The organism is Serratia sp. BW106 (genome assembly GCF_002607755.1).
Classification (GTDB): domain Bacteria; phylum Pseudomonadota; class Gammaproteobacteria; order Enterobacterales; family Enterobacteriaceae; genus Serratia; species Serratia proteamaculans.
Map to the genome: position 1 here is coordinate 67191 of NZ_MCGS01000010.1, position 22065 is coordinate 89255.

General features: G+C 56.6%; 20 protein-coding genes. 12 read left to right on the top strand and 8 right to left on the bottom strand.

All coding sequences use genetic code 11. The annotated features are described in order from the left end of the window. Positions 1–59 precede the first annotated feature (59 nt). Positions 60–2366 (bottom strand): FdhF/YdeP family oxidoreductase, encoded by a 2307-nt coding sequence (locus BEI65_RS08095; RefSeq protein WP_099062880.1) that lies wholly within the window; start codon positions 2364–2366, stop codon positions 60–62. Between the two features lie 281 nt (positions 2367–2647). On the opposite strand from BEI65_RS08095, the gene dacD reads away from it, so the two are divergent. Further along, positions 2648–3817: a serine-type D-Ala-D-Ala carboxypeptidase DacD gene (dacD, locus tag BEI65_RS08100; RefSeq protein ID WP_099062881.1), complete on the top strand. Its 1170-nt coding sequence runs from the start codon at positions 2648–2650 to the stop codon at positions 3815–3817. A gap of 80 nt (positions 3818–3897) precedes the next feature. Then, positions 3898–4794 (top strand): LysR family transcriptional regulator, encoded by an 897-nt coding sequence (locus BEI65_RS08105; RefSeq protein WP_099062882.1) that lies wholly within the window; start codon positions 3898–3900, stop codon positions 4792–4794. Position 4795: 1 nt separating this feature from the next. Here BEI65_RS08105 and BEI65_RS08110 read toward each other — a convergent pair whose 3' ends face one another. The 6 genes from BEI65_RS08110 to sapA form a co-directional block, all read right to left on the bottom strand. Beyond that, positions 4796–5986 (bottom strand): peroxidase-related enzyme, encoded by a 1191-nt coding sequence (locus BEI65_RS08110; RefSeq protein WP_099062883.1) that lies wholly within the window; start codon positions 5984–5986, stop codon positions 4796–4798. 474 nt (positions 5987–6460) lie between these two features. After that, positions 6461–7273, bottom strand: coding sequence for a putrescine export ABC transporter ATP-binding protein SapF (gene sapF, locus BEI65_RS08120; RefSeq protein WP_099062884.1), 813 nt, complete (start codon positions 7271–7273; stop codon positions 6461–6463). A gap of 1 nt (position 7274) precedes the next feature. Continuing rightward, the gene (gene sapD, locus BEI65_RS08125) at positions 7275–8267 is read right to left on the bottom strand and encodes a putrescine export ABC transporter ATP-binding protein SapD (protein ID WP_012145360.1); all 993 of its coding nucleotides are present in this window, start codon (positions 8265–8267) and stop codon (positions 7275–7277) included. Beyond that, a complete protein-coding gene (gene sapC, locus BEI65_RS08130) occupies positions 8267–9157 on the bottom strand; it encodes a putrescine export ABC transporter permease SapC (RefSeq protein ID WP_099062885.1) in 891 nt (296 codons plus the stop codon). The genes sapD and sapC overlap by 1 nt, the downstream gene beginning before the upstream one ends. Continuing rightward, positions 9144–10109 carry a putrescine export ABC transporter permease SapB gene (gene sapB / locus BEI65_RS08135; RefSeq protein ID WP_099062886.1) on the bottom strand — a complete coding sequence of 322 codons (966 nt, stop codon included), beginning with the start codon at positions 10107–10109 and terminating at the stop codon, positions 9144–9146. Before sapB ends, sapC begins: the two co-directional genes overlap by 14 nt. Beyond that, positions 10106–11758 (bottom strand): ABC transporter substrate-binding protein SapA, encoded by a 1653-nt coding sequence (gene sapA / locus BEI65_RS08140; protein WP_099062887.1) that lies wholly within the window; start codon positions 11756–11758, stop codon positions 10106–10108. Before sapA ends, sapB begins: the two co-directional genes overlap by 4 nt. 205 nt (positions 11759–11963) lie before the next feature. Between sapA and folE2 the strand changes: the two genes are divergently transcribed. Genes folE2 through zigA form a run of 3 tightly spaced genes read left to right on the top strand, consistent with a single transcriptional unit; the run spans position 11964 to position 14643 of the window. Continuing rightward, positions 11964–12893 carry a GTP cyclohydrolase FolE2 gene (gene folE2 / locus BEI65_RS08145; protein WP_099062888.1) on the top strand — a complete coding sequence of 310 codons (930 nt, stop codon included), beginning with the start codon at positions 11964–11966 and terminating at the stop codon, positions 12891–12893. Further along, the gene (locus BEI65_RS08150) at positions 12883–13443 is read left to right on the top strand and encodes a carbonate dehydratase (RefSeq protein WP_099062889.1); all 561 of its coding nucleotides are present in this window, start codon (positions 12883–12885) and stop codon (positions 13441–13443) included. The genes folE2 and BEI65_RS08150 overlap by 11 nt, the downstream gene beginning before the upstream one ends. Before the next feature lie 12 nt (positions 13444–13455). After that, on the top strand, positions 13456–14643 hold the full coding sequence (gene zigA, locus BEI65_RS08155) for a zinc metallochaperone GTPase ZigA (protein ID WP_085117011.1): 1188 nt from the start codon (positions 13456–13458) through the stop codon (positions 14641–14643). A gap of 193 nt (positions 14644–14836) precedes the next feature. On the opposite strand, the gene pspF is transcribed toward zigA, so the two are convergent. Further along, positions 14837–15844 carry a phage shock protein operon transcriptional activator gene (gene pspF / locus BEI65_RS08165; RefSeq protein ID WP_099062890.1) on the bottom strand — a complete coding sequence of 336 codons (1008 nt, stop codon included), beginning with the start codon at positions 15842–15844 and terminating at the stop codon, positions 14837–14839. A gap of 184 nt (positions 15845–16028) precedes the next feature. Between pspF and pspA the strand changes: the two genes are divergently transcribed. The 7 genes from pspA to tyrR all read left to right on the top strand — a co-directional run bounded on the left by pspA (position 16029) and on the right by tyrR (position 22038). Next, positions 16029–16694 carry a phage shock protein PspA gene (gene pspA / locus BEI65_RS08170; protein WP_085117009.1) on the top strand — a complete coding sequence of 222 codons (666 nt, stop codon included), beginning with the start codon at positions 16029–16031 and terminating at the stop codon, positions 16692–16694. A gap of 58 nt (positions 16695–16752) precedes the next feature. Next, on the top strand, positions 16753–16980 hold the full coding sequence (pspB, locus tag BEI65_RS08175) for an envelope stress response membrane protein PspB (protein ID WP_012145351.1): 228 nt from the start codon (positions 16753–16755) through the stop codon (positions 16978–16980). Further along, the gene (gene pspC, locus BEI65_RS08180) at positions 16980–17339 is read left to right on the top strand and encodes an envelope stress response membrane protein PspC (protein WP_099062891.1); all 360 of its coding nucleotides are present in this window, start codon (positions 16980–16982) and stop codon (positions 17337–17339) included. The genes pspB and pspC overlap by 1 nt, the downstream gene beginning before the upstream one ends. A 95-nt stretch (positions 17340–17434) precedes the next feature. Next, the gene (pspD, locus tag BEI65_RS08185; protein WP_099062892.1) at positions 17435–17701 is read left to right on the top strand and encodes a phage shock protein PspD; all 267 of its coding nucleotides are present in this window, start codon (positions 17435–17437) and stop codon (positions 17699–17701) included. Next, a complete protein-coding gene (locus BEI65_RS08190) occupies positions 17682–19079 on the top strand; it encodes a YcjX family protein (protein ID WP_099062893.1) in 1398 nt (465 codons plus the stop codon). The genes pspD and BEI65_RS08190 overlap by 20 nt, the downstream gene beginning before the upstream one ends. Continuing rightward, the gene (locus BEI65_RS08195; protein WP_099062894.1) at positions 19076–20137 is read left to right on the top strand and encodes a YcjF family protein; all 1062 of its coding nucleotides are present in this window, start codon (positions 19076–19078) and stop codon (positions 20135–20137) included. Before BEI65_RS08190 ends, BEI65_RS08195 begins: the two co-directional genes overlap by 4 nt. A gap of 329 nt (positions 20138–20466) precedes the next feature. Then, a complete protein-coding gene (tyrR, locus tag BEI65_RS08200; RefSeq protein ID WP_099062895.1) occupies positions 20467–22038 on the top strand; it encodes a transcriptional regulator TyrR in 1572 nt (523 codons plus the stop codon). Positions 22039–22065: the final 27 nt, after the last annotated feature.

Here is a 22065-nt window from a genome sequence, read left to right on the forward strand (position 1 = left end):
AACCGGCACAGACAGCGATCGATATATTAGCGCGCCCGGCGTAAACCGGGCGCTGCGGGTCAGGCGATACGCCGTGTCGGTTGCGCGACACAACGGCGGATCTCTACCGGTATCGACTTGGAGGTCGGCGTGCCGGTGCCGTCACCAAAACTGGCCAGCGGCACCAGCGGGTTGGTTTCGGGGTAATAGGCCGCCAGATTGCCGCGCGGGATATCGTAGCTCACCAGTTTGAAACCGCTCACCTTGCGAGTGATGCCGTCATTCCACAGGGTTTCGATCTCCACCAGTTCGCCGTCCTGCATACCCAGAGCCGCCAGATCTTCCGGGTGAATAAACAGTACTTCTCGCTGGCCATAGACGCCGCGATAGCGGTCATCCAGCCCGTAGATGGTGGTGTTGTACTGATCGTGCGAGCGCAAGGTCTGCAGCGTGAAGGGGGCCTGGCGACCGTCCAACTGCGGGAACAGGCTGTCCGGTAACGGGGCTGCGCCAAATTCCGCTTTGCCGCTGGGTGTCGCGAAGCGCAGTTCAGCGGCGGCGTTACCCAGATAGAAACCACCCGGTTGATCACAACGACGGTTGAAATCCTCGAAGCCGGGAATGGTGGCGGCGATGTGATTACGGATCAACGAATAGTCATCTGCCAATTCCAGCCAGTCGAGCTGTTGGTTGCCCAGTACCGCATCGGCAATACCGCAGACAATGGCGGTTTCCGAGCGCTGGGTATCCGCCAGGGGTTTTCCGACGCCTTCAGATGCATGCACCATGCTGAACGAGTCTTCCACCGTGATGTACTGCGGGCCGCTGGCCTGCAGATCCTGTTCGGTTCGGCCGAGGGTCGGCAGGATCAGGGCGTCCTTGCCGGTAACCAGATGGCTGCGGTTAAGTTTGGTACTGATATGTACCGTCAGGTCACAGCAGCGCAGGGCGCGGGCGGTGCGTTCGGTGTCCGGTGCGGCAGCGGCCAGATTGCCACCCAGCGCCAGCAATACCTTCACTTCGCCACGCAGCATCGCTTCAATCGCCTCTACCGTGTTATGGCCCGGCTCACGTCGCGGCGAGAAGTTAAAATGCTGTTCCAGGCTGTCGAGCAGCGCCTTGGGTGACTTCTCATCAATACCCATGGTGCGGTTGCCTTGCACATTACTGTGGCCGCGAACCGGGCACAGGCCGGCGCCCGGCTTACCCAACTGGCCGAACAGCAGTTGCAGGTTGGTGATCTCACGCACCGTCGGTACTGAGTGTTTATGCTGGGTGATGCCCATCGCCCAGGTACAGATTACGCGCTCAGCCCCCTGATAAATGGCCGCTGCCTGGCGCAACTGCGCTTCACTGAGACCGGACTGCTGGGTGATTTGCTCCCAGGCGGTGGCATCTACCTGCGCCAGATAGCTTTCCACGCCGACGCTGTATTGCTCAATAAAGGCCAGGTCAAACAGACCAGCTTCACCGGCCGCCAGACGCTGACGATGGCCTTCCAGCAGCGCTTTCACCATGCCGCGTACCGCTGCCATATCCCCGCCGAGGTTGGGTTGGAAATAGGCCGAACTGATCGGTGACGACTTGGGGGTCAGCATTTGAATCGGACTTTGCGGATCGGCAAAGCGCTCAAGGCCGCGCTCGCGCAGGGTATTAAAGCTGACGATACGTGCGCCACGACTGGCCGCATTTTTCAAACTGTGCAACATGCGTGGGTGGTTGGTGCCGGGGTTCTGACCAAACACGAAGATGGCGTCGGCCTTTTCAAAGTCATCCATACGGATGGTGCCTTTACCCACACCGATGCTTTGTTTCAGGCCGACACCGCTGGCCTCATGACACATGTTGGAACAGTCGGGGAAATTACTGGTGCCGAGCATACGGCCAAACAGTTGATACAGATAGGACGCTTCGTTGCTGGCGCGTCCCGAGGTATACAGCTCGATTTGGTTGGGGTTGTCCATCTGGTGGATATGCTGGGCGATCAACGCCAGCGCGTCTGGCCAATCGATCGGCTGATAATGGTCAGTCTCGGCGTTATAGCGCATCGGGTGGGTGAGGCGGCCCTGATATTCCAGGAAGTAATCACTTTGCTGCTGCAGGGTGCTGACGCTGTGGGCGGCAAAAAATTCCGGTTCCACCGCATTACGGGTGGCTTCCCAACTGACCGCCTTGGCGCCGTTTTCACAGAAACTGAAAGTGCTGTGATTATCATCGCCCCAGGCACAGCCTGGGCAGTCGAAGCCGCGGGCTTTATTCACGCGCATCAGGTTACGCAGGTTTTTCAGCGTCTGTTTGCTGTCGAGCACATAGCGGGTGGTGGCTTCGAGAGAACCCCAGCCGCCCGCCGCGCCGGTATAGGGCTTTATTGACGGTTTGAATTTCATATTGGTCTTCGCAGGTGGTTGTAGCTAAAAAGTGAACGCTTTTTTAAGCGTTTTCAGTATTTATGTCACAAGTTTAGGAGGGGGCGGCGACAGCGTCTAATCGAATCGGGCTATGGCGGCATAGAGCCGGTTTATCGCGCCGTCGGCCGCAGCATACAAATCGTTGCATAATGACATCTGCTGAAAAAGAGTAATGATTCCGCTTTCCTCACAATTAATGCAGTCTATGCCACGGATTATATTGGTATTTTATTTTGCCCACAGGGCCTGAGGAACAGCGATTGAAGCGTTCAGTATTGGTGGTTATCACCGGGGTTTTGCTGCCGTTGGCGGTACAGGCGGCAGATGCACCCCAGAGTTTTCCCCTTAATACCCCGCCGGCGATAGACGCCGCCTCTTACGTATTAATGGATTACACCACCGGCCAGGTGCTGGCGCAGGCCAATGCAGATCAGCGTCGCAATCCGGCCAGCCTGACCAAACTGATGACCGGGTTGGTGATCGACCATGCGCTCGATCAGCACAAGATTGGCCTGGATGACGTAGTGACAGTGGGTAAAGATGCCTGGGCGCAGGGCAACCCAGTGTTCAAGGGTTCATCGTTGATGTTCCTGAAGCCAGGTGACAGGGTCACGGTTCGCGATCTTAGCCGTGGCATTATCATCGATTCCGGTAACGACGCCTGTGTCGCCATGGCGGATTACGTGGCAGGGAGTCAGGCTGCCTTCGTCAAGCTGATGAATGAAAAGAGCGCCCAGTTGGGTCTGCAAAATACCCATTTTGAAACCGTCCACGGCCTGGATGCGCCGGGGCAATTCACCACGGCGGGCGATCTGGCGGTGATTGCACGTGCCATCATCATGAGTGAGCCGGCGGAATACCATATGTACAGCGAGAAATCGCTGACCTGGAACGGCATCACCCAGCAGAACCGCAATGGGCTGTTGTGGGACAAAAACCTGCGGGTGGACGGCCTGAAAACCGGGCATACCGAATCGGCCGGTTTTAACATTATTGCCTCTGCCACCGAAGGTGACCGCCGGCTGATTGCGGTGGTGATGGGTGGAAAAAGCTCGAAAGGCCGTGAAGAACAGGCGCGTAAACTGCTGACCTGGGGCCTGCGTGATTTCGCCACCGTGCATCTGTTCAATGCCGGGCAAAGTCTGGGTCAGGAAAAAGTGTGGTACGGCGACCGCCATGAAGTCGCGGTAGGCAGTGTGCAGGATCAATACTTCAGCCTGCCGAAAAGCGAGGCGGCCAAATTGAAGGCGCAATATGTGATCAATGCGCCGCGTCTTGATGCGCCGTTGGCACAGGGGCAAGCGATCGGTGAAATTCGTATCAGCGATAACGGCAAGGTACTGAAAACCTTACCGCTGGTGGCGTTGCAGCCGGTCAATCAGGGCGGAATGTTCTCGCGCCTGATGGACTATGTGAAGCTGAAAATCTGACCCTCCGGGCGCAGGGCGCTGCGCCCGAAATCCTGCGGCGATGATATACTCAGGCCAGTCATGACTTATTGAGCCGTTTTATGGATATTAAGCAACTGATCTACCTGTGTAATCTCGAACGTGAGCGCCACTTTGGTCGGGCGGCCGAGGCCAGCTTCGTCAGCCAGCCGACGTTATCCATGCGGCTGAAAAACCTGGAAAAAGAGTTGGGCGTTTCGTTGATCAACCGCGGTAACAATTTCGAAGGCTTTACCGCCGAAGGCGAGCGGGTGCTGTCGTGGGCGCGTGAGATTGTCTCGGTTTATCAGGGACTGAAGCTGGAGGTGGAGTCGCTTAAGCACGGCCTTAACGGCACGCTGCGCATCGGCGCCGTTCCTCAGTGCAGCATTTCACTGGCGCAAATGTTAAAGGCGGTCAGTGAGCGTTTTCCTCAGTTGGATTACCGGGTGTCGGTACTGAGCGCCGATCAGTTACTTGAGGCGCTGACGGCACATACCGTGGATATTGGCATCGGATTTTTTGAGTTTTCCACGCTGCAGGAACTGCATTTCCAGTCGCAACCGCTGGCGGATGCCGGTGTTGAGCTGGTGTACCACCCCGAGCATTTCCCCGAATTGGCAGGGGATGCGCCACTGACGCTGGAGGAAGTAGCCGCATTGCCGCTGTGTTTGGCGGAACCGACGCGTTACTTCCGCCGCTACCTTGATCAAAACTTCCGTGAAGCCGGTTTGACGCTGCATGTGCGCATGGAAACCACCTCAATATTCCAATTGCTGCAGGGCATTTTTGTTGGACTGGGATGCGGGGTGTTTCCGCACGGCAACCTGTTGCCGACCATGATGCCAGAGCTGCAACGCCGACCGATCGCTATCGCGGCAATGTCGCGCCATGCCGCCGTGGTGGCCGCCGAGCCGGGGCGTGCATCACCATTGGCGCAGCACTTCTTTGATGCCGCGCGCGGTTGGCTATTGCGGTAACTTATTCCGCCTGGCTTTCGCTGAGGCGCTGTGTGTCCCCCAGGGTTTGGCGTAAACGGTTCTCCCAGGCATAGAGCGCCCCGGTGAGGATCACGTCCAGCGCCTGCGCCTGATTCAGCCCACTGTTAAACAATGGTTGCACGCTGCGTGGCGTGAATTTTTCCGGCGTGCGGGTCAGGTCTGCAACCACCCGGATCACTGCCTGAGAAACCGAATTATCGGTACTCTCCAGCCCGTGATGAACATTGTCGAACAGGGCACTGACCAATAAGTCATCTTCAATATCCTGTGCGACGGTGGATGCGCAGTAGCGGCTGCCGTTAATGCGGGAAACCGCCAGCGTCGCCAGCGCTTTCAATCGAGCCGATAGGCCATAACCCTCGGCGTTGATGCTGTTAAACACGCCATTGCGCTCACGCAGTGCCGGAGCATCATGAGCCAGCAACAGATAATAAGACTCACTGCGGGCATCGGGATGGCTTTGATCGAGCACGTCGAGCTGTTCAGCGCGGGCCTCTTCCAGCACTACCGACGGCAGTCGTGATTGCCAGGCCAGTTCTTCCTGCGTGAATTCCACACCTTTTGCATCCTCTATGTTCGGAAAACCGGGCACCACACCGGTGGGCCGCCCGGCTAAGGCCGCGACACCGGCGACCACCCGTGCCTGATAGCTGACAAACCCGATAATTTGTGAAAACGCCACGATATCTGCCGGGCTTAACCCGACATCGCTGAGCTGCTGTAAGGCTTTAGGGCAAATCAAGGTCGGCTGACTGGCGAGTTGGCGGGCATATTGGGTGATTTGGGCCAGGCGGATATTGCTTTCACGCGAGGCATCGGGGCTGTACAGCGGGGCGAGGCGGGCCGCGTAGTGACTACAAAGAGACTGAACCCCGGTCACCTGAGCGACGGTCAGTGCGGTGCTGAGACGATCATAAGGTGACAGTGTCACAAAGCGGGTTAATTCGATCTGGTCCGGGAACAGCACGTGATAACTGGCAAGCGAGGCGTTAAACACCCCGCCGCGGGCAGTCAATGCGCTGTTCAACGCTTCGTCGGCAAAGGCTCCCAACCCCAGCAGGAAGCGATCGCGGATGCCGGCGGCCTGTGGCTCCAGCGGTTGGTCACCCCGGACGCTGCTTTGGGTTTCGTGATACCACTGGGCATTATGTTGTCGACGTAGTAGTTCCATAGGGAAGGATCCTTAATCAAGAGCAACAGCCACCGATGCATAAGGCAGCGGCGGCAAGATGAAAAGGCAACATGCCCGTAGAGGGGCACGAAATGACAGGATCAGCGCTGACCATCGCAACACAGTGCGTGGCCATAAACAGAGAAACCTGCGGCTAAAGCGAGCAAGAACTGCGTGAGTCGGCGATTGCGGGGGCTGGTCATCAGTGCGATATCCTGTCGTTTAATAAGCTCAACGTAGGGGATATCCTCACCGATTCGATTGGCGAGATAAAATAATGTTAAGTGCTAATCAATAACTGAATGGAATAAAATATAATGAGATATAACAAAATTGTAATTTGTATTTGAGGATTTTGGCTAAGCGCCATGCCGGGTAGATCAACAAGTCTGTCCGGCATGGCTTAAGCGGACGTCACCCTCTCCAGAGGGAGAGGGTCGGGGTGAGGGGCTCATGCATCTCAGGACCGAAGGATCAGAACCTGCCGCCATCGCGCCGCCAGGCGTCTGCGGTCAGGGCTTCGCCGAAGTGGCTGGCGATCAGCCGTTTGGTCAGTTCATGCAGCGGGGAAGCCAACACTTCGGCGGTGCTACCGCGTTCGACGATTTCCCCTTCGTGCATCACCATCACCTGATCGCTGATGTGTTTCATCATCCCCAGATGCTGAGTTACATAGATATAGGAGATGCCGTGTTTCTCCTGCAGCTCCAGCATCAGGTTGATGATCTGCGAGCGCATCGACATATCCAGCGAGGCCAGTGCTTCATCGGCAACGATCACCTTGGGCTGCAGGATTAGCGCTCGGGCCAGCGCCACTCGCTGTTTCTGACCGGAAGCCAACATGTGCGGGTAATAATTGGCGTGGTCCGGCAGCATCCCTACCTGTCGCAGCGTCTGATTGATGTGCTGCTCGCGCTCCGGGGCGGCCATTTCGGTATTCAGCCGCAATGGGGCATCCAGCAGTTGGCCGATACGTTGACGCGGATTGAGCGAAGTGCTCGGATCCTGAAATATCATGCGAATGCGCTGGCTACGATAGCGATAATCGCCATAGTTGAGCCGATGGTCATCAATCAACAGTTCGCCGGATGAGGGTTCCACCATGCCGGACAGCATCTTGGCCAGCGTCGACTTACCGGAACCGTTCTCGCCGATGATGGCCAGCGTTTGCCGCTCACGCAGCGTAAAGCTGACCGATTTCACCGCTTCTACGTGTTGACGGCGAAACAGCCCGGTGCGGTAGCGGTAGGTTTTGCTCAGATTGCGCACTTCCAACAGCGTTTCCATGTTATTGCTCCTCCATGTTCAACGGGAAGTGGCAGGCGAACAGGTGGTTTTTCACCGGGCGCAGGCGTGGTGTTTCAATACATTTTTTCTGTGCATAGGGGCAGCGTGGCCCCAGGCGGCAACCGATCGGCAAATGTTCCAGTGAGGGAATAGCCCCCGGCAGAGTATTGAGCCGGCTTTTATGCGGCAGTGCGCGGCCGAAGTCCGGCATTGAGCGGATCAGTGCCTGGGTGTAAGGATGGTGCGGTGCGGCCAGCAGGTCTTCACACTGTGCACTTTCCACCGTCTGGCCGCAGTACAGCACGTTGACCCGATCCGCCCATTTGCTCATCATTTGCAAATCGTGGCTGATCAGCAAAATAGTGGTGTTGTTGTTTTGGTTCAGGCGTGCCAGCAGGCGGAAAATCTGGGCCTGGGTGGTCGGCTCCATGGCGTTGGTCGGCTCATCGGCAATCAACAGGCGCGGCTGATTGGCCAGGGCGATGGCGATCATCACTTTCTGGCACTCACCGTCGGTCAGCTCATAAGGGAAGCTGCCCATAATGTCTTTATGATCCTTGATGCCCACCCGGTGCAGCAGCTCAATGGCGCGGCGTTTGCGCCAGTTAAAACGCTGCCACCAACGGCCTTTGTAGGTCCAACCCGGGATCGCCTGCGCCAACTGACGGCCGATGCTTTCGGAGGGATCCAGACAGGACTGTGGCTCCTGGAAAATCATCGAGACGTTATGCCCGACCAGTTTGCGTCGTTCACGCGGGGTTAACTGCAGCAGATCGATATCGTCAAAGCGGAAGCGGTCCGCGGTAACGCGCCAGTTGTCTTTGGTGACGCCGCAGATCGCCTTGGCGATCAAACTCTTGCCCGAGCCGGATTCCCCCACCAGGCCGCGTACTTCCCCTTCGCTCAGCGTCATGCTGACGCGGTCAACCGCCTTGACCGGCCCTTCGGCGGTCATAAATTCAATCGTCAGGTTGCGGATATCAAGTAATGGCATTATTCCACCCCCGTATTGATTGCGCGGCGCATACCGTCGCCCAACAGGTTAACCAGCAGCACGCTGATCAGGATCGCGGCCCCGGGCAGCATGACCGTCCAGGGGGCAACATACACCAGCTCCAGCGAATCGCCGAGCATGGCTCCCCATTCCGGAGAGGGTAACTGTGCGCCAAGGTCAAGAAAGCCGAGGGCCGCAATATCCAGGATCGCCATCGACAGCGCGCGGGTAAATTCAGTCACCAGCACCGCCACAATATTTGGCATCACGGCGTACCACAAAATTTGCAGCGTAGAGGCACCGTCCAGACGCACCGCGACGACATACTCTTTTTCCAGCTCGTCGTGCACTGCGCTGTAGATGGTGCGCACCATGCGTGGCAACAACGCCAGCCAGACGGCCAGCATGGCGTGTTCGAGCTTGGGCCCGAGGAACGCCACCACCACAATCGCCAGCAGCAGCGAAGGGATAGAAAGCAGGGTGTCGAGAATATGATTGAGCACCGCAGAACGAAAACCGCGGGTCACGCCGGCAAACACCCCGAGGATCACCCCGACAATGGCGGCCGCCACTGTGACCAGCAGTGCGGCACCGTAAGTAGAGGCGGTACCCGCCAGCAGACGGCTGAGAATATCGCGGCCCAGGTCGTCAGTGCCGAGGAAGAAGGAAACGTTGCCGTAACGCGACCAGGAAGGCGGCAACAGTTGATAGCCCAGGAACTGTTGGTCTAGCGCATAAGGCGCCAGCAGGCTGCCGAACAGGGAAAGCAGCAGCAGCGCTATCACGCCGTAGAAGCCAATCATCGCCAGTGCATCACCGTAAAAAATCCGCCAGGTGTAGAGCAGCGGACTCGGCATTTTCTTTTCGCGGTATACGTTATCTAAGGGCATACCATTCCTTATGTTTCAGTGGGTTGGTGGCAGCGCCCAAAATATCGGCCAGCACGTTAATGGTGATTACCAGCGTGCCGACCACCATCACACCGGCGGAGATCGCCGCATAATCCTGCTGGCGGATGGCGTTAATCATCCAGCGCCCCAGGCCCGGCCAACTGAACACCACTTCGGTGATCATCGCCAGCGTCAGCATGGTAGAGAACTGTAGCCCCAGCTTGGGCACGATCGGCGGCAACGCATTATGCAATACGTGGCGGCGGATAATGGTGAAACGGGATAACCCGCGGGTCGCGGCGGCCTTAATGTAATTCTGATTGAGCACGTCGTCGGTGCTGATGCGCATCAGACGCACCACCTCGGTGGTCGGTGCTACCGCCAGTGCGGCGATCGGTAAAATCATGTGGCGCAATGCACTGCCGATCATTTCGCTGCGATAGGGTGAATCAGATAACCAGGCGTCAATCAGGGCGAAACCGGTGATCGGCTTAACCTGATACAACAAATCGAAACGGCCGGAAACCGGCAGCCAACCGAGGTGCAGTGAGAAAAACAGCATCAGCAGCAGCGCCAGCCAGAATACCGGCATTGAAAAACCGAGCAGCGCAAAGGTGCTGATGGCCGTATCTTGCCATTTACCGCGCATCACGCCGGCAATAATGCCCAGCGGAATGCCGATAAACAGCGCCAGGGTGAAAGCGAGAATGCACAGTTCCATGGTTGCCGGGAACACTTCAGCCAACTGTTGACTGATAGCCTGACCGTTAATGCTGGAGACGCCAAAATCCCAGTGCAACAGACTGACAAAGTAAAACTGGTAGGCGTCCAGCAGGGCGGCACCGTTCAGCGGCGCGTGCGGTGTGAAATAGCTCAGGCTAAAGCTGACCAGCGTCAGAAAGAACAGGGTGATCAGCAGCAGCAAGAAACGACGTAAGGTAAAGATAATCACTTTTTCGGCCCCTCCGCAGATTCACGGAACACGCCGGCAAATGACGCATTGCCGAACGGGCTCAGTACCAGTCCTTTGATGTCGTAACGATAGGCCTGCAGGCGCAATGAAGACGCCAGCGGCAACACCGGCAGTTGTTGTTCGAGAATTTTCTGCGCCTTCTGATAGTTTTCAATTCGCTGCGCCAACTGCTGTGACAGCAGGGCATTTTGCAGCACTTCGTCGAACCCCGGGTCACACCAGTGAGCATAGTTGGTTTGCGAGCGGATTGCCGCGCAGCTCAGTAATGGACGGAAGAAACTGTCCGGATCGTTACTGTCGGTGGCCCAGCCGGTCAGGGTCAGGTCGTGATTCATCTCCATCAGCCGTGCTTCCTGGAAGCGGCCTTCGACCGGCACGATGGTGACTTTAATCCCTACCTGGGCCAAATCGGCCTGGATCAGCTCGGCGGTTTTCAACGGACTGGGGTTGTAGGATTGCGACGCGGTAGGTACCCACAGACGAAGGTTCAGTGACTCAATGCCGGCCTGTTTCAGCATTTCGCGTGATTTGGCCGGATCAAACTCGGTGACGTGCGCATCATTGTCGTACGCCCAGGAGGCGCGCGGCAAAATGGAGGCGGCCGTTTCTGCGGTGCCGTAATAAATCGACTGCATCAGACGCTGGTTGTTGATCGCCAGCGAAATCGCCTGACGGACTTTCAAATCGTTGAGCGGCGGTTTACGGGTGTTGAAGGCCAGATAGGCGATATTCATCCCCGGGCGCAACGTCAGGCGCAGGCGCGGGTCATCACGCAGAATCGACAGCTGGCTGGCGGCCGGGTAGGCCAGCACATCACACTCGCCGGTCAGCAGCTTGGATAACCGGCCGGTGCCACCGGCACCCAGGTCGATGACCACCTGCGGCATGCGTGGTTTGCCTTTCCAGTAGACGTCGTTGCGCGCCAGACGAATATATTGCCCCGAGCGGTATTCATTCAGCAGGAAGGGGCCGGTGCCAACCGGTTCGCGGTCGATCATCTCCTGGCGACCTTCACGGGTCAGGTCGTCAGCGTATTCCGCCGACAGTACCGGCGCATAGTGGGTCGCGATATGCCATAAGAAAGAGGCGTCCGGCGCTTGCAGGCGGATCTCAACCGTGTAGTCGTCGAGCTTTTTCACGCTTTGCACCGAGTCGCCAAACTGCAGGCTGTCAAAGTACGGATACTCGCCGCCGTTGACGTCATGATAAGGGTGCTTTTGGTTAAACACGCGCTGGAAGCTGAATACCACATCGTCGGCGTTCAGTTTACGGGTTGGTGTGAACCAGGCGGTGCTCTGAAAAGGCACGTCCTTGCGTAAATGGAAGCGGTAGGTCGCACCGTTATCCAGCACTTCCCAACTTTGCGCCAGCTCAGGGATCAGGCGGTAGGTATAGGGGTCGACATCCAGCAGGCGGTCGTACAGCTGTGCAGCCAGGGTATCGACCGTCAGGCCGCTGCTGGCCATCTGCGGGTTAAAGGTGTTCAGTATGCCGCTGACACAGTAGACAAAGCCGCTCTGGCGGATGTCCGGCAACGGAGGAGCCGCGGTGGGCGCAGGAGGTGTTGAGGCCAGGGCGGTGCCCGCCAGGCAACTCAACGACAAAATCCAAAGGGGTAAACCACGCATAGAGGCTTCATGGGTTAATAAGCAATAGCATTAGTGTATCGCACTCTGGCGAACAGCCCAATCCATTGAGCAAAATGGCTGAGTTTTCTGCTACTTGATTGAACAATTCCCCCGTATCGGCAAAAAAGTTACAATTGATATGTTATAACATAACAAAATCATGTTACCGTTCTCTGGCAATGTACTGATAATCGCAAGGGGATGTATGAACATGGTTGCACTTCCACCACGCCAACCGCTGCCGGACGCGCAGGCCTGGCAGGGCGCAATGAGCGAGGTTGGGCTCGATTGGGTAGGGATGCAAGGGATCGCACTGCCGCTGGAGTTGGCAGGCAAGCCGCTGATGGCAAAGGTCAATGCCGGGATCAATCTGCGAGCCAGTCGCCAGGGTGCGCGCGGGATACATATGTCGCGCCTCTACCTGGCGTTGGATGAATTAACCCAGGGCGAACTGACGCCGCAGCGTATTAGCGATCAACTGCAGGCCTTTCTGGCGTCGCAGCCGGAGAACAGCGACCGCGCCAACCTGAGTATCAGCGGCGAACTGCTGCTGTCACGCCCGGCGTTGTTGTCGCCACAGCGTGGCTGGAAAGCTTATCCACTGAAAATTGACGCCACGCTGACCAGCGAACTGACCCTGTCCCTGACGGTCGGTGTGCCTTATTCCTCCACCTGTCCGAGTTCGGCGGCGCTTAGCCGTCAACTGGCACAGCAGCAATTTCAGTTTGATTTCGAACAGTCACCCGAGAAAGTCGATCAACAGCAGGTGATTGACTGGCTGGGCGAACAGGGTATGCCTGCCACGCCGCACAGCCAACGCAGTTGGGCCTGGGTGACGGTCACGCTGAATGAGGACGAAGTCGCCTTGCCGGTGGTCAATTTAATCGATCGCATCGAGCATGCGTTGGGCACACCGCTACAGACGTTGGTGAAACGTCAGGACGAGCAGGCATTTGCCTTGGCTAACGGCCAGAACCTGATGTTCTGTGAGGATGCTGCACGCCGCCTGTATCGGATGCTACGCAGTCAGTGCAATCAGCGCGCGTTTTCGTTGCGGGTGGAGCATCAGGAAAGCCTGCACGCCCACAATGCCGTGGCGGAATTGAACTGGCAGGAGCCGGGAAATGCTGCGTAAAAACCCCAGTGGCCACCTGCCTCAGGTCTCGCCGAAAGCCTATATCGATCCCACCGCCATTATCTGTGGCCGGGTGATTGTCGAAGACTTTGTCTACGTTGGGCCGTACGCGGTGATCCGCGCGGATGAAATGAATTCAGCCGGGGACATGGAACCGATCATTATCGGTTCCCATTCCAATATTCAGGACGGCGTGGTGATCCACTCGAAAAGCGGTGCGGCGGTCACCATCGGCCGCTTCAGCTCTATCGCCCATCGCGCCATCGTCCATGGCCCGTGCCGCATTGAAGATCGGGTGTTTATCGGCTTCAACAGCGTGCTGTTCAATTGTCATATCGGTTCCGGCTGTGTGGTGCGCTACAACGCGGTGGTGGACGGTGTGACGCTGCCGGAAAACCTGTATATCCCGTCAACCGAACGCGTCGGCGCTGACAGCGATCTGTCGCTTTACGCGCAGGTCGATCGCGGCGCGTTGCAATTTTCTGAAGAGGTGGCTGCCACCAACATCGAACTGGTGCGCGGCTACCAGGCATTACGCAATGAGTTTTGAGTGAGGACTGCCATGAATCCATTACCCGTAACCGTGCTTTCCGGCTTTCTCGGAGCCGGTAAAACCACGGTGCTGAACCATATTTTGAATAATCGCCAGGGCATGCGCGTGGCGGTGATCGTCAACGACATGAGCGAAGTCAACATTGACGCCGCGCTGGTCGAGAACGAAGTCCAGCTCGATCGCCAACAGGAGAAGCTGGTGGAGATGAGTAATGGCTGCATTTGCTGCACGCTGCGTGAAGATCTGCTGATCTCGGTGCGTGAACTGGCGCAGGCCGGCCGGTTTGATTATCTGCTGATCGAGTCCAGCGGCATCTCCGAACCCTTACCGGTAGCGGAGACCTTCACTTTTGAGGACGAGCAGGGGGAAAGCCTGTCGCACTTTGCCCGCCTGGATACCCTGGTCACGGTGGTGGACGGGGTTAACTTTATCCAGCAGTACCAGCAGGCACAGTCGCTGCAGGAAGCGGGGCAAAGCCTGGGCGAGGATGATTTACGCAGCGTGGCCGATCTGCTGATCGAGCAGATTGAGTTCTGCGACGTGATGCTGGTGAGTAAAACCGACTTGCTGACTGCGGAACAGCAGGGCGAAGTGATGGCGCTGCTCGCCAGCCTGAATCCGGATGCCAATATTATCGCCATCTCCCCCGGTAAATTGCCACTGGAGGCGGTGTTGAACACCGGCAGCTTCAGCTTTGACAAAGCGCAGCAGGCACCGGGTTGGCTGAAAGAGCTGCGTGGCGAGCACCTGCCGGAAACGGAAAACTACGGCATCAGCAGTTTTGTCTATCAGGCGCGGCGACCCTTTGCACCGGATAAATTCTATCGGGTGATCAATGGCGACTGGGGCGGTGGCAAGCTGCTGCGGTCCAAAGGCTTCTACTGGCTGGCGACGCGTCCGCGTCAGGCTGGCCAGTGGAGCCAGGCCGGTGGCATCGCCCACTATGGGCTGGCGGGGACTTTCTGGCGTGCCATTGCGCAAGATAACTGGCCGCAGGATGAAGAGACTCAGGCGCAGATTAGGGAAAAATGGGTCGAGCCTTTTGGTGATATGCGTCAGGAACTGGTGTTTATCGGTCAAAATCTGCAGCAGGCCGAAATAACGCGTTTACTGGATGCCTGCCTGCTGAACGACGAGGAAATGGCCGCGGGGGTGGACTATTGGCATGAGATGGCCGATCCCTTCCCTGAGTGGTAATTGCACAATGACAGTGTGGTAATGAGAAAAATTCTCAACAAAGTGCTTTACAGGTGATACTGAGAACTATTATCATCACCTGGCAGTTCACGGAAGGCCACAGCTTGTGGCTCTGCTGTGAAAGGCACGACATTGCTCACATTGCTTCCAGTGTTTTTTAAGCCAGCTCGGGTGCTGGCTTTTTTTTTGCCTGTTATTCTTCTTCTACCTCGCCATTTTGCAACAATGCGTGCTTTTTCAGCATGCCGCGCAACTGGTGATAGGTCAGCCCCAGCAGCTCCGCCGCCTTACGCTGATTAAATCTTCCCTGTTGCAGCGCCGCTTCAATCAGCGATTTTTCCTGCGCCAACTGCCAGGTTTTCAAATCCAGCGGCAGTGTGGGACGTTCATCACCCGTCTCGCGTTGGGTGGGCAATGGCAGGGTTTCCCGTTGGGCGAACGGATTGATGATGATTTCATCCAACGCGCTGTCACTGGTACCGTGCCGATATACCGAACGTTCCACCACGTTTTTCAGTTCACGCACGTTGCCCGGCCAGTGATAACCGAGCAGGGTGTCTCTGGCGCGTTCGGTAAAGCCGGGGAACAGCGACAGCGACAGCTCGCGGCACATCTGAATCGCAAAGTGTTCGGCCAGTAACATGATGTCTTGCTGCCGCTGGCGCAGCGGCGGCAACTGCACCACGTCGAATGCCAGACGGTCGAGCAAGTCGGCGCGGAATTTACCCGCCGCCGCCAGTGCAGGCAGGTCGTCATTGGTAGCGCACACCAGCCGGACATCAACCTGCAGCGGCTGGCTACCGCCAACGCGTTCCAGGTGACCGTATTCAATTACCCGCAGCAGTTTTTCCTGTACCAGCATTGGGGCGGTGGCCAGCTCATCGAGAAACAAAGTGCCGCCGTCGGCACGTTCAAAGCGACCAAGATGACGTTTCTGTGCGCCGGTAAAGGCACCGGCCTCGTGGCCGAACAGTTCGGAGTCCAGCAGGTTTTCATTCAGCGCCGCGCAGTTAAGCGAGATAAACGGCCCCTGCCAACGGTTGGAAAGGTAATGCAAACGGTGGGCAATTAATTCTTTACCGGTACCGCGCTCGCCGATCACCAACACCGGTTTGTTCAACTTTGCCAGTTGCGAGACTTGCTCCAATACTTCGACAAAGGCATTTGCTTCGCCCAGCAGGTTTTCTAACTGTTCGCTCATGATGAAATTCGCCAATGTTTGGTGAAAATAATCACTCTACAGTAAGTCCGCAGAGAGTCAAAAACAAATAATTGTTGTTATTCAATGAAATAAAAGTTGGCACGAGTTTTGATTAAGTCTTAGGGAAATCTGTATGACCTAACGCGGCGCTTCAGACGCCATCAGAACCAAGAGGAAGTGAATTATGGGTATTTTTTCTCGTTTTGCCGACATCGTGAACGCCAACATCAATACGTTGCTGGATAAGGCGGAAGATCCACAAAAGCTGGTCCGTTTGATGATCCAGGAGATGGAAGACACGTTGGTTGAAGTGCGTTCTACCTCAGCGCGTGCGCTGGCGGAGAAAAAACAGTTGCTGCGCCGCATTGAGCAGGGTGAAAACCAGCTTAGCGATTGGCAGGACAAAGCCGAACTGGCGCTGCGCAAAGAGAAAGAAGATCTGGCCCGTGCGGCCCTGATCGAAAAACAAAAAGTGGCCGACCTGATCTCTACGTTGACCCATGAAGTGTCTACCGTAGAAGAAACGCTGGCGCGCATGAAAAGCGAAATCGGCGAGCTGGAAAACAAGCTGACCGAAACCCGCGCTCGCCAGCAGGCGCTGACATTGCGTCACCAGGCGGCATCATCTTCCCGCGACGTACGCCGTCAGCTCGACAGCGGCAAACTGGATGAGGCGATGGCACGTTTCGAGCAGTTCGAACGCCGCATCGACCATATGGAAGCCGAGGCGGAAAGCGTCATCATCGGTAAAAAGAAGTCTCTGGATCAAGAATTTGCCGAGCTGAAAGCCGATGATGCCATCAGTGAGCAGCTGGCGGCGCTGAAAGCGAAAATGAACCGCTCTGAGTAAGGCGACAGCGGCCACGGTGATGTGGCCGCTCACCAAGACGCATTAAGAAGGAAAAGAAATGAGTGCTCTATTACTTGCCATTCCGTTGACAATCTTTGTGTTGTTTGTCGCACCGATTTGGCTTTGGCTGCATTACAGCAATCGGCAACAAAACGGCATTCAACTGAGCCATCAGGAAATGCAGCGTCTGGCGCAGTTGGCGGAAGATGCCAAGCGCATGCGTGAACGCATTCAGGCGCTGGAAGAGATCCTCGATGCAGAACACCCGAACTGGAGACAGTCTTGATGAACAACACTCTGGGCAGTAAAAAGCTTTATCGCGTCCCTGAAGAAGGCATGCTGAAGGGCGTCTGCGCCGGTCTGGCCCATTATTTTGACGTGCCGGTGCGCCTGATCCGAGTGATTGTGGTGCTGTCGATGTTCTTCGGACTGTTCTTCTTCACCCTGATCGCCTATTTCGCCCTGGTGTTCGTGCTGGATGAAGCGCCAGCCAGCCGTTTTGACGGCGAACAGCAAAAAACACCGCGCCAGTTGCTCGACCAATTAGAGTACGAGCTGGGCAGTGGCGAACAGCAACTGCGGCAGGTTGAGCGTTATGTCACGTCGGATACCTTCGGCGTACAGAGTCGTTTCCGCAAGTTATAACCCCGCCTTGAGTGCAATGGCCTGCGCGTGGCGCAGGTCAGGCATTGCAGCTGACATCATCCTGTTGAACAAAATTGTGCCGGAGGGCATTGATAATGAAAAAAACCTATGCCGTAAACGCCGTTAAATCCGGTGGATTTAAACAAGGAGCCGGTACAATGTTGAAGACATTGTCTAAAGTCATCATCATAGCGTTACTGAATTACGGCCCGGCAGGGGCGGCCGGTTGGCTGCTGCGTACCGTGGGTCGCAAACCGATTCGCTTTGTCCTGGCGCTGGTGCTGGAACCGCTGTTCCGCAAAGGCCTGAACAAGGTATTTGGGCGTTATGCCAAGGAGAACAATGAAACGACTGCAAAATGAGTTAACGTCGCTGGTCAACCGCGGGATGGATCGACACCTGCGCCTGGCGGTGACCGGCCTGAGCCGCAGCGGTAAAACCGCTTTTATCACCGCTTTCGTCAACCAATTGCTGCACGTTCACAGCGGTGCGCGTATGCCGCTGTTCTCGCCGGTGCGTGAAGAACGTCTGCTGGGCGTGAAGCGCATTCCGCAACGCGATCTCGGCATTCAGCGTTTTACCTATGATGAAGGGCTGGCACAGCTTTATGGCACTCCGCCGAGCTGGCCAACCCCGACGCGTGGCGTCAGCGAAATTCGCCTGGCGTTGCGTTACCGTTCCAACGACTCATTGCTGCGTCACTTCAAAGACACTTCAACGCTGTATCTGGAGATTGTCGATTACCCCGGCGAATGGTTGTTGGACTTGCCGATGCTGGAACAGGACTATCTTGCCTGGTCACGGCAAATGGCCGGTCTGCTGCAGGGCGATCGCGCCGAGTGGGCCAAGCCCTGGCTGGAATTGTGTAAAAGCTGCGATCCGCTGGCCCCGGCCGATGAAAACAAGCTGGCGGCCATCGCCCAGGCCTATACCGATTACCTGCTGCGTTGCAAAAGTGAAGGGCTGCATTTTATTCAGCCGGGCCGCTTCGTGCTGCCGGGCGATCTGGCCGGTGCACCGGCATTACAGTTCTTCCCCTGGCCCAATGTCGACAGTCTCGGTGAATCCAAATTGGCGCAGGCGGATAAGCACAGCAACATCGGCATGCTGCGAGCGCGGTTCAACTATTACTGCCAGACCATCGTCAAAAACTTTTATAAAGAGCATTTTGTCCGCTTCGATCGTCAGATTGTGCTGGTGGATTGCCTGCAGCCGCTTAACAGTGGCCCGCAAGCGTTCAACGACATGCGGCTGGCGCTGACCCAACTGATGCAGAGTTTCCACTACGGTAAGCGCACGCTGTTTCGCCGGTTATTTTCGCCGACCATCGATAAACTGATGTTCGCCGCCACCAAGGCGGATCATATCACTGCCGATCAGCACGCCAATCTGGTGTCGTTGCTGCAACAGCTGGTGCAGGAAGCGTGGCAGAACGCGGCGTTTGAGGGCATCAGCATGGACTGCGTCGGGCTGGCCTCGGTGCAGGCTACCGAAAGTGGCATTGTCGACCATCAGGGGCAGCGCATCCCTGCGTTGAAAGGCAACCGTCTGAACGACGGAGCGCCGCTGACCGTGTTCCCCGGCGAAGTGCCGGCGCGTTTACCGGGGCCGACGTTCTGGCAAAATCAGGGCTTCCATTTTGATCAGTTTCGCCCCCGCGCGATGAGTGTGGATAGCCCATTGCCGCATATCCGTCTGGATGCGGTGATGGAGTTTTTACTGGGAGATAAATTGCGATGAGCGAGCCGATAAAACCGCGTATCGATTTCGAACAGCCGCTGCAGCCACCGCAGGAGCCGGTGTTACGCGCCAATGTGGCCTTCGATGAACAGCAGGCGGAAAGTTTTTTCCCGGCGGCACCGGAACTGGAGCAGGAAGAGGAAGAAGGGCGCGCTGAAGGCATTATCAACGCGGCGCTGAAACCCAAACGCAGCCTGTGGCGCAAAATGGTCACCGCCGGGCTGACGTTGTTCGGCGTCAGTGTGGTGGCACAGGGCGTGCAATGGGTACATACCGCCTGGGTGCAACAGGATTGGATTGCTATAGGCGGCGGTGTCGCGGGCGGTTTGATTGTCTTTGCCGGAGTGGGTTCGGTGGTGACCGAATGGCGTCGGCTGTATCGTCTGCGTCAACGGGCAGAAGAGCGAGATGTGGCACGCGAGCTGTTACACAGCCACGGATTGGGCAAAGGGCGTGAGTTTTGCGAGAAGCTGGCGCGCCAGGCCGGCCTCGATCAGGGACATCCGGCATTGCAACGCTGGCAGGCTTCGCTGCATGAAACTCAAAACGATCGTGAGGTAGTGGCGCTGTACGCCAAGCTGGTGCAGCCGGTATTGGATAATCAGGCGCGGCGTGAAATCAGCCGTTCAGCCGCAGAATCCACGTTAATGATCGCCGTCAGCCCGCTGGCGGTGGTGGATATGGCGTTTATCGCCTGGCGTAATATTCGGCTGATCAATCGCATCGCGGCGCTGTATGGTATCGAACTGGGTTACTTCAGCCGTTTGCGGTTGTTCCGCCTGGTGCTGCTGAATATTGCCTTTGCCGGTGCGTCCGAACTGGTACGCGAAGTGGGAATGGACTGGATGTCACAAGACCTGGCTGCCAGACTGTCCGCCCGAGCGGCGCAGGGTATTGGTGCCGGTTTGCTGACCGCCAGACTGGGTATCAAGGCGATGGAGCTATGTCGTCCGCTGCCCTGGCTGGAGGGGGAAAAACCGAAGCTGGGTGATTTCCGCAGCCAACTGATTGGCCAACTGAAAGACACCCTGAAAAAGAGCGATAACAAAACCAAATAATCTGTCAGCGGCGCTCACCCAGGCGCCGCTGTTCATTCTTGCAGCAATCATTCCCCGCTAACACCAATACGTAACCCTCACTTGACGAAAGACGATCGCCCTGTAAATGCATTATATTTATCTGCAAATTTATTGGTGGTTGTGATAACTCTCTACAGATAAGCTAAAATGACGCCGATGGTGTCATTCACTTGCGTTTAAAATCATCAACAACAGCGATAAATCAGAGTTCTGTCAACTTTTGCTGACAGATTGCTTCTACCGCTCGGGGTGAGAGAGTATCATCGTCATCAGTCATCCCCGCACCTGCAGAGATAAGGCCAATACTGATGCGTTTGGAAGTTTTTTGCGAAGACCGGCTCGGTCTGACTCGAGAGTTACTCGATCTTTTGGTATTGCGCAGCATAGATTTACGTGGCATCGAAATCGATCCTATCGGCCGCATTTACCTCAATTTTTCCCAGTTGGATTTTGACACCTTCCGCGCGCTGATGGTCGAGATCCGTCGCATTGCCGGCGTGACCGATGTACGCACCGTGAATTTCATGCCATCTGAACGCGAACACCGCGCACTGCGCGCGCTGTTGGAGTCGATGCCGGAACCGGTGTTCTCGATCGATATGAAGGGCAAAGTCGAACTGGCCAACCCGGCGGCGCAGGCGCTGTTCGGGTTTAGCGAAGACAAAATCCGTAACCAGACAGCCACAGCCTTGATTGGCGGCTACAACTTTAACCGCTGGCTGGAGAGCGAACAGACGACGCCGCAATCTGAACGGGTGGTGATCCGCAGTCAGGACTTCCTGATGGATATCACACCTATCTACCTGGAAGATGAAAACCAGCAGAATGCCACCGTAGGCGCGGTAGTGATGCTGAAATCCACGGCCCGTATGGGACGCCAGTTACAGAATCTGTCGGTGAACGACGATACCGAGTTTGATCATATCGTTGCCGCCAGCCCGAAAATGCGCCATGTGCTGGAGCAGGCACGCAAGTTGGCAATGCTGGATGCGCCGCTGTTGATTGTCGGCGACACCGGTACCGGCAAAGATATTCTGGCCCGGGCCTGCCATTTGCGCAGCCCGCGTGGCAAGCAGCCGTTCCTGGCGCTGAACTGTGCCGCATTGCCGGATGACGTAGCGGAAAGTGAGCTGTTTGGCCATGCGCCTGGCGCCTATCCGAATGCGCTGGAAGGCAAGAAGGGCTTCTTCGAGCAGGCTCACGGTGGCTCGGTGCTGCTGGATGAGATCGGCGAGATGTCGCCGCGCATGCAGACCAAACTGCTGCGCTTTATTAACGATGGTACCTTCCGTCGTGTGGGTGAAGAACACGAAGTGCACGTGGACGTCCGGGTGATTTGCGCGACGCAGAAAAACCTGACCGAACTGGTACAGCGTGGTGAGTTCCGTGAGGATCTTTACTATCGCCTTAACGTGCTGACCATCACTATTCCGCCGCTGCGTGAGCGTCCGCAGGACATCATGCCGTTGACCGAGCTGTTTGTGGCGCGTTTTGCCGATGAGCAGGGTGTCGCGCGGCCGAAGTTGGCGAACGATCTGGGCAGTTTCCTCAGCAAATACGGCTGGCCGGGCAACGTGCGACAGTTGAAGAACGCGATTTACCGCGCGCTGACGCAAACTGAAGGGTTCGAACTGCGCCCGCAGGACATCGTACTGCCGGAGTTTGAAGTTGAAATGTCACTCGGCGATGAGGTTATGGATGGATCGCTTGACGATATCAGCAAGCGATTCGAACGCTCGGTGCTGACACGGCTGTACCGTACTTACCCAAGTACGCGAAAACTGGCGAAACGCCTGGGGGTTTCACATACCGCGATTGCCAATAAGTTGCGCGAATATGGCCTTAGCAGCCGTAAGCCTACCGGTGAAAACGAAGAATAAAAAAACGGGCGCCATAAGCGCCCGTTT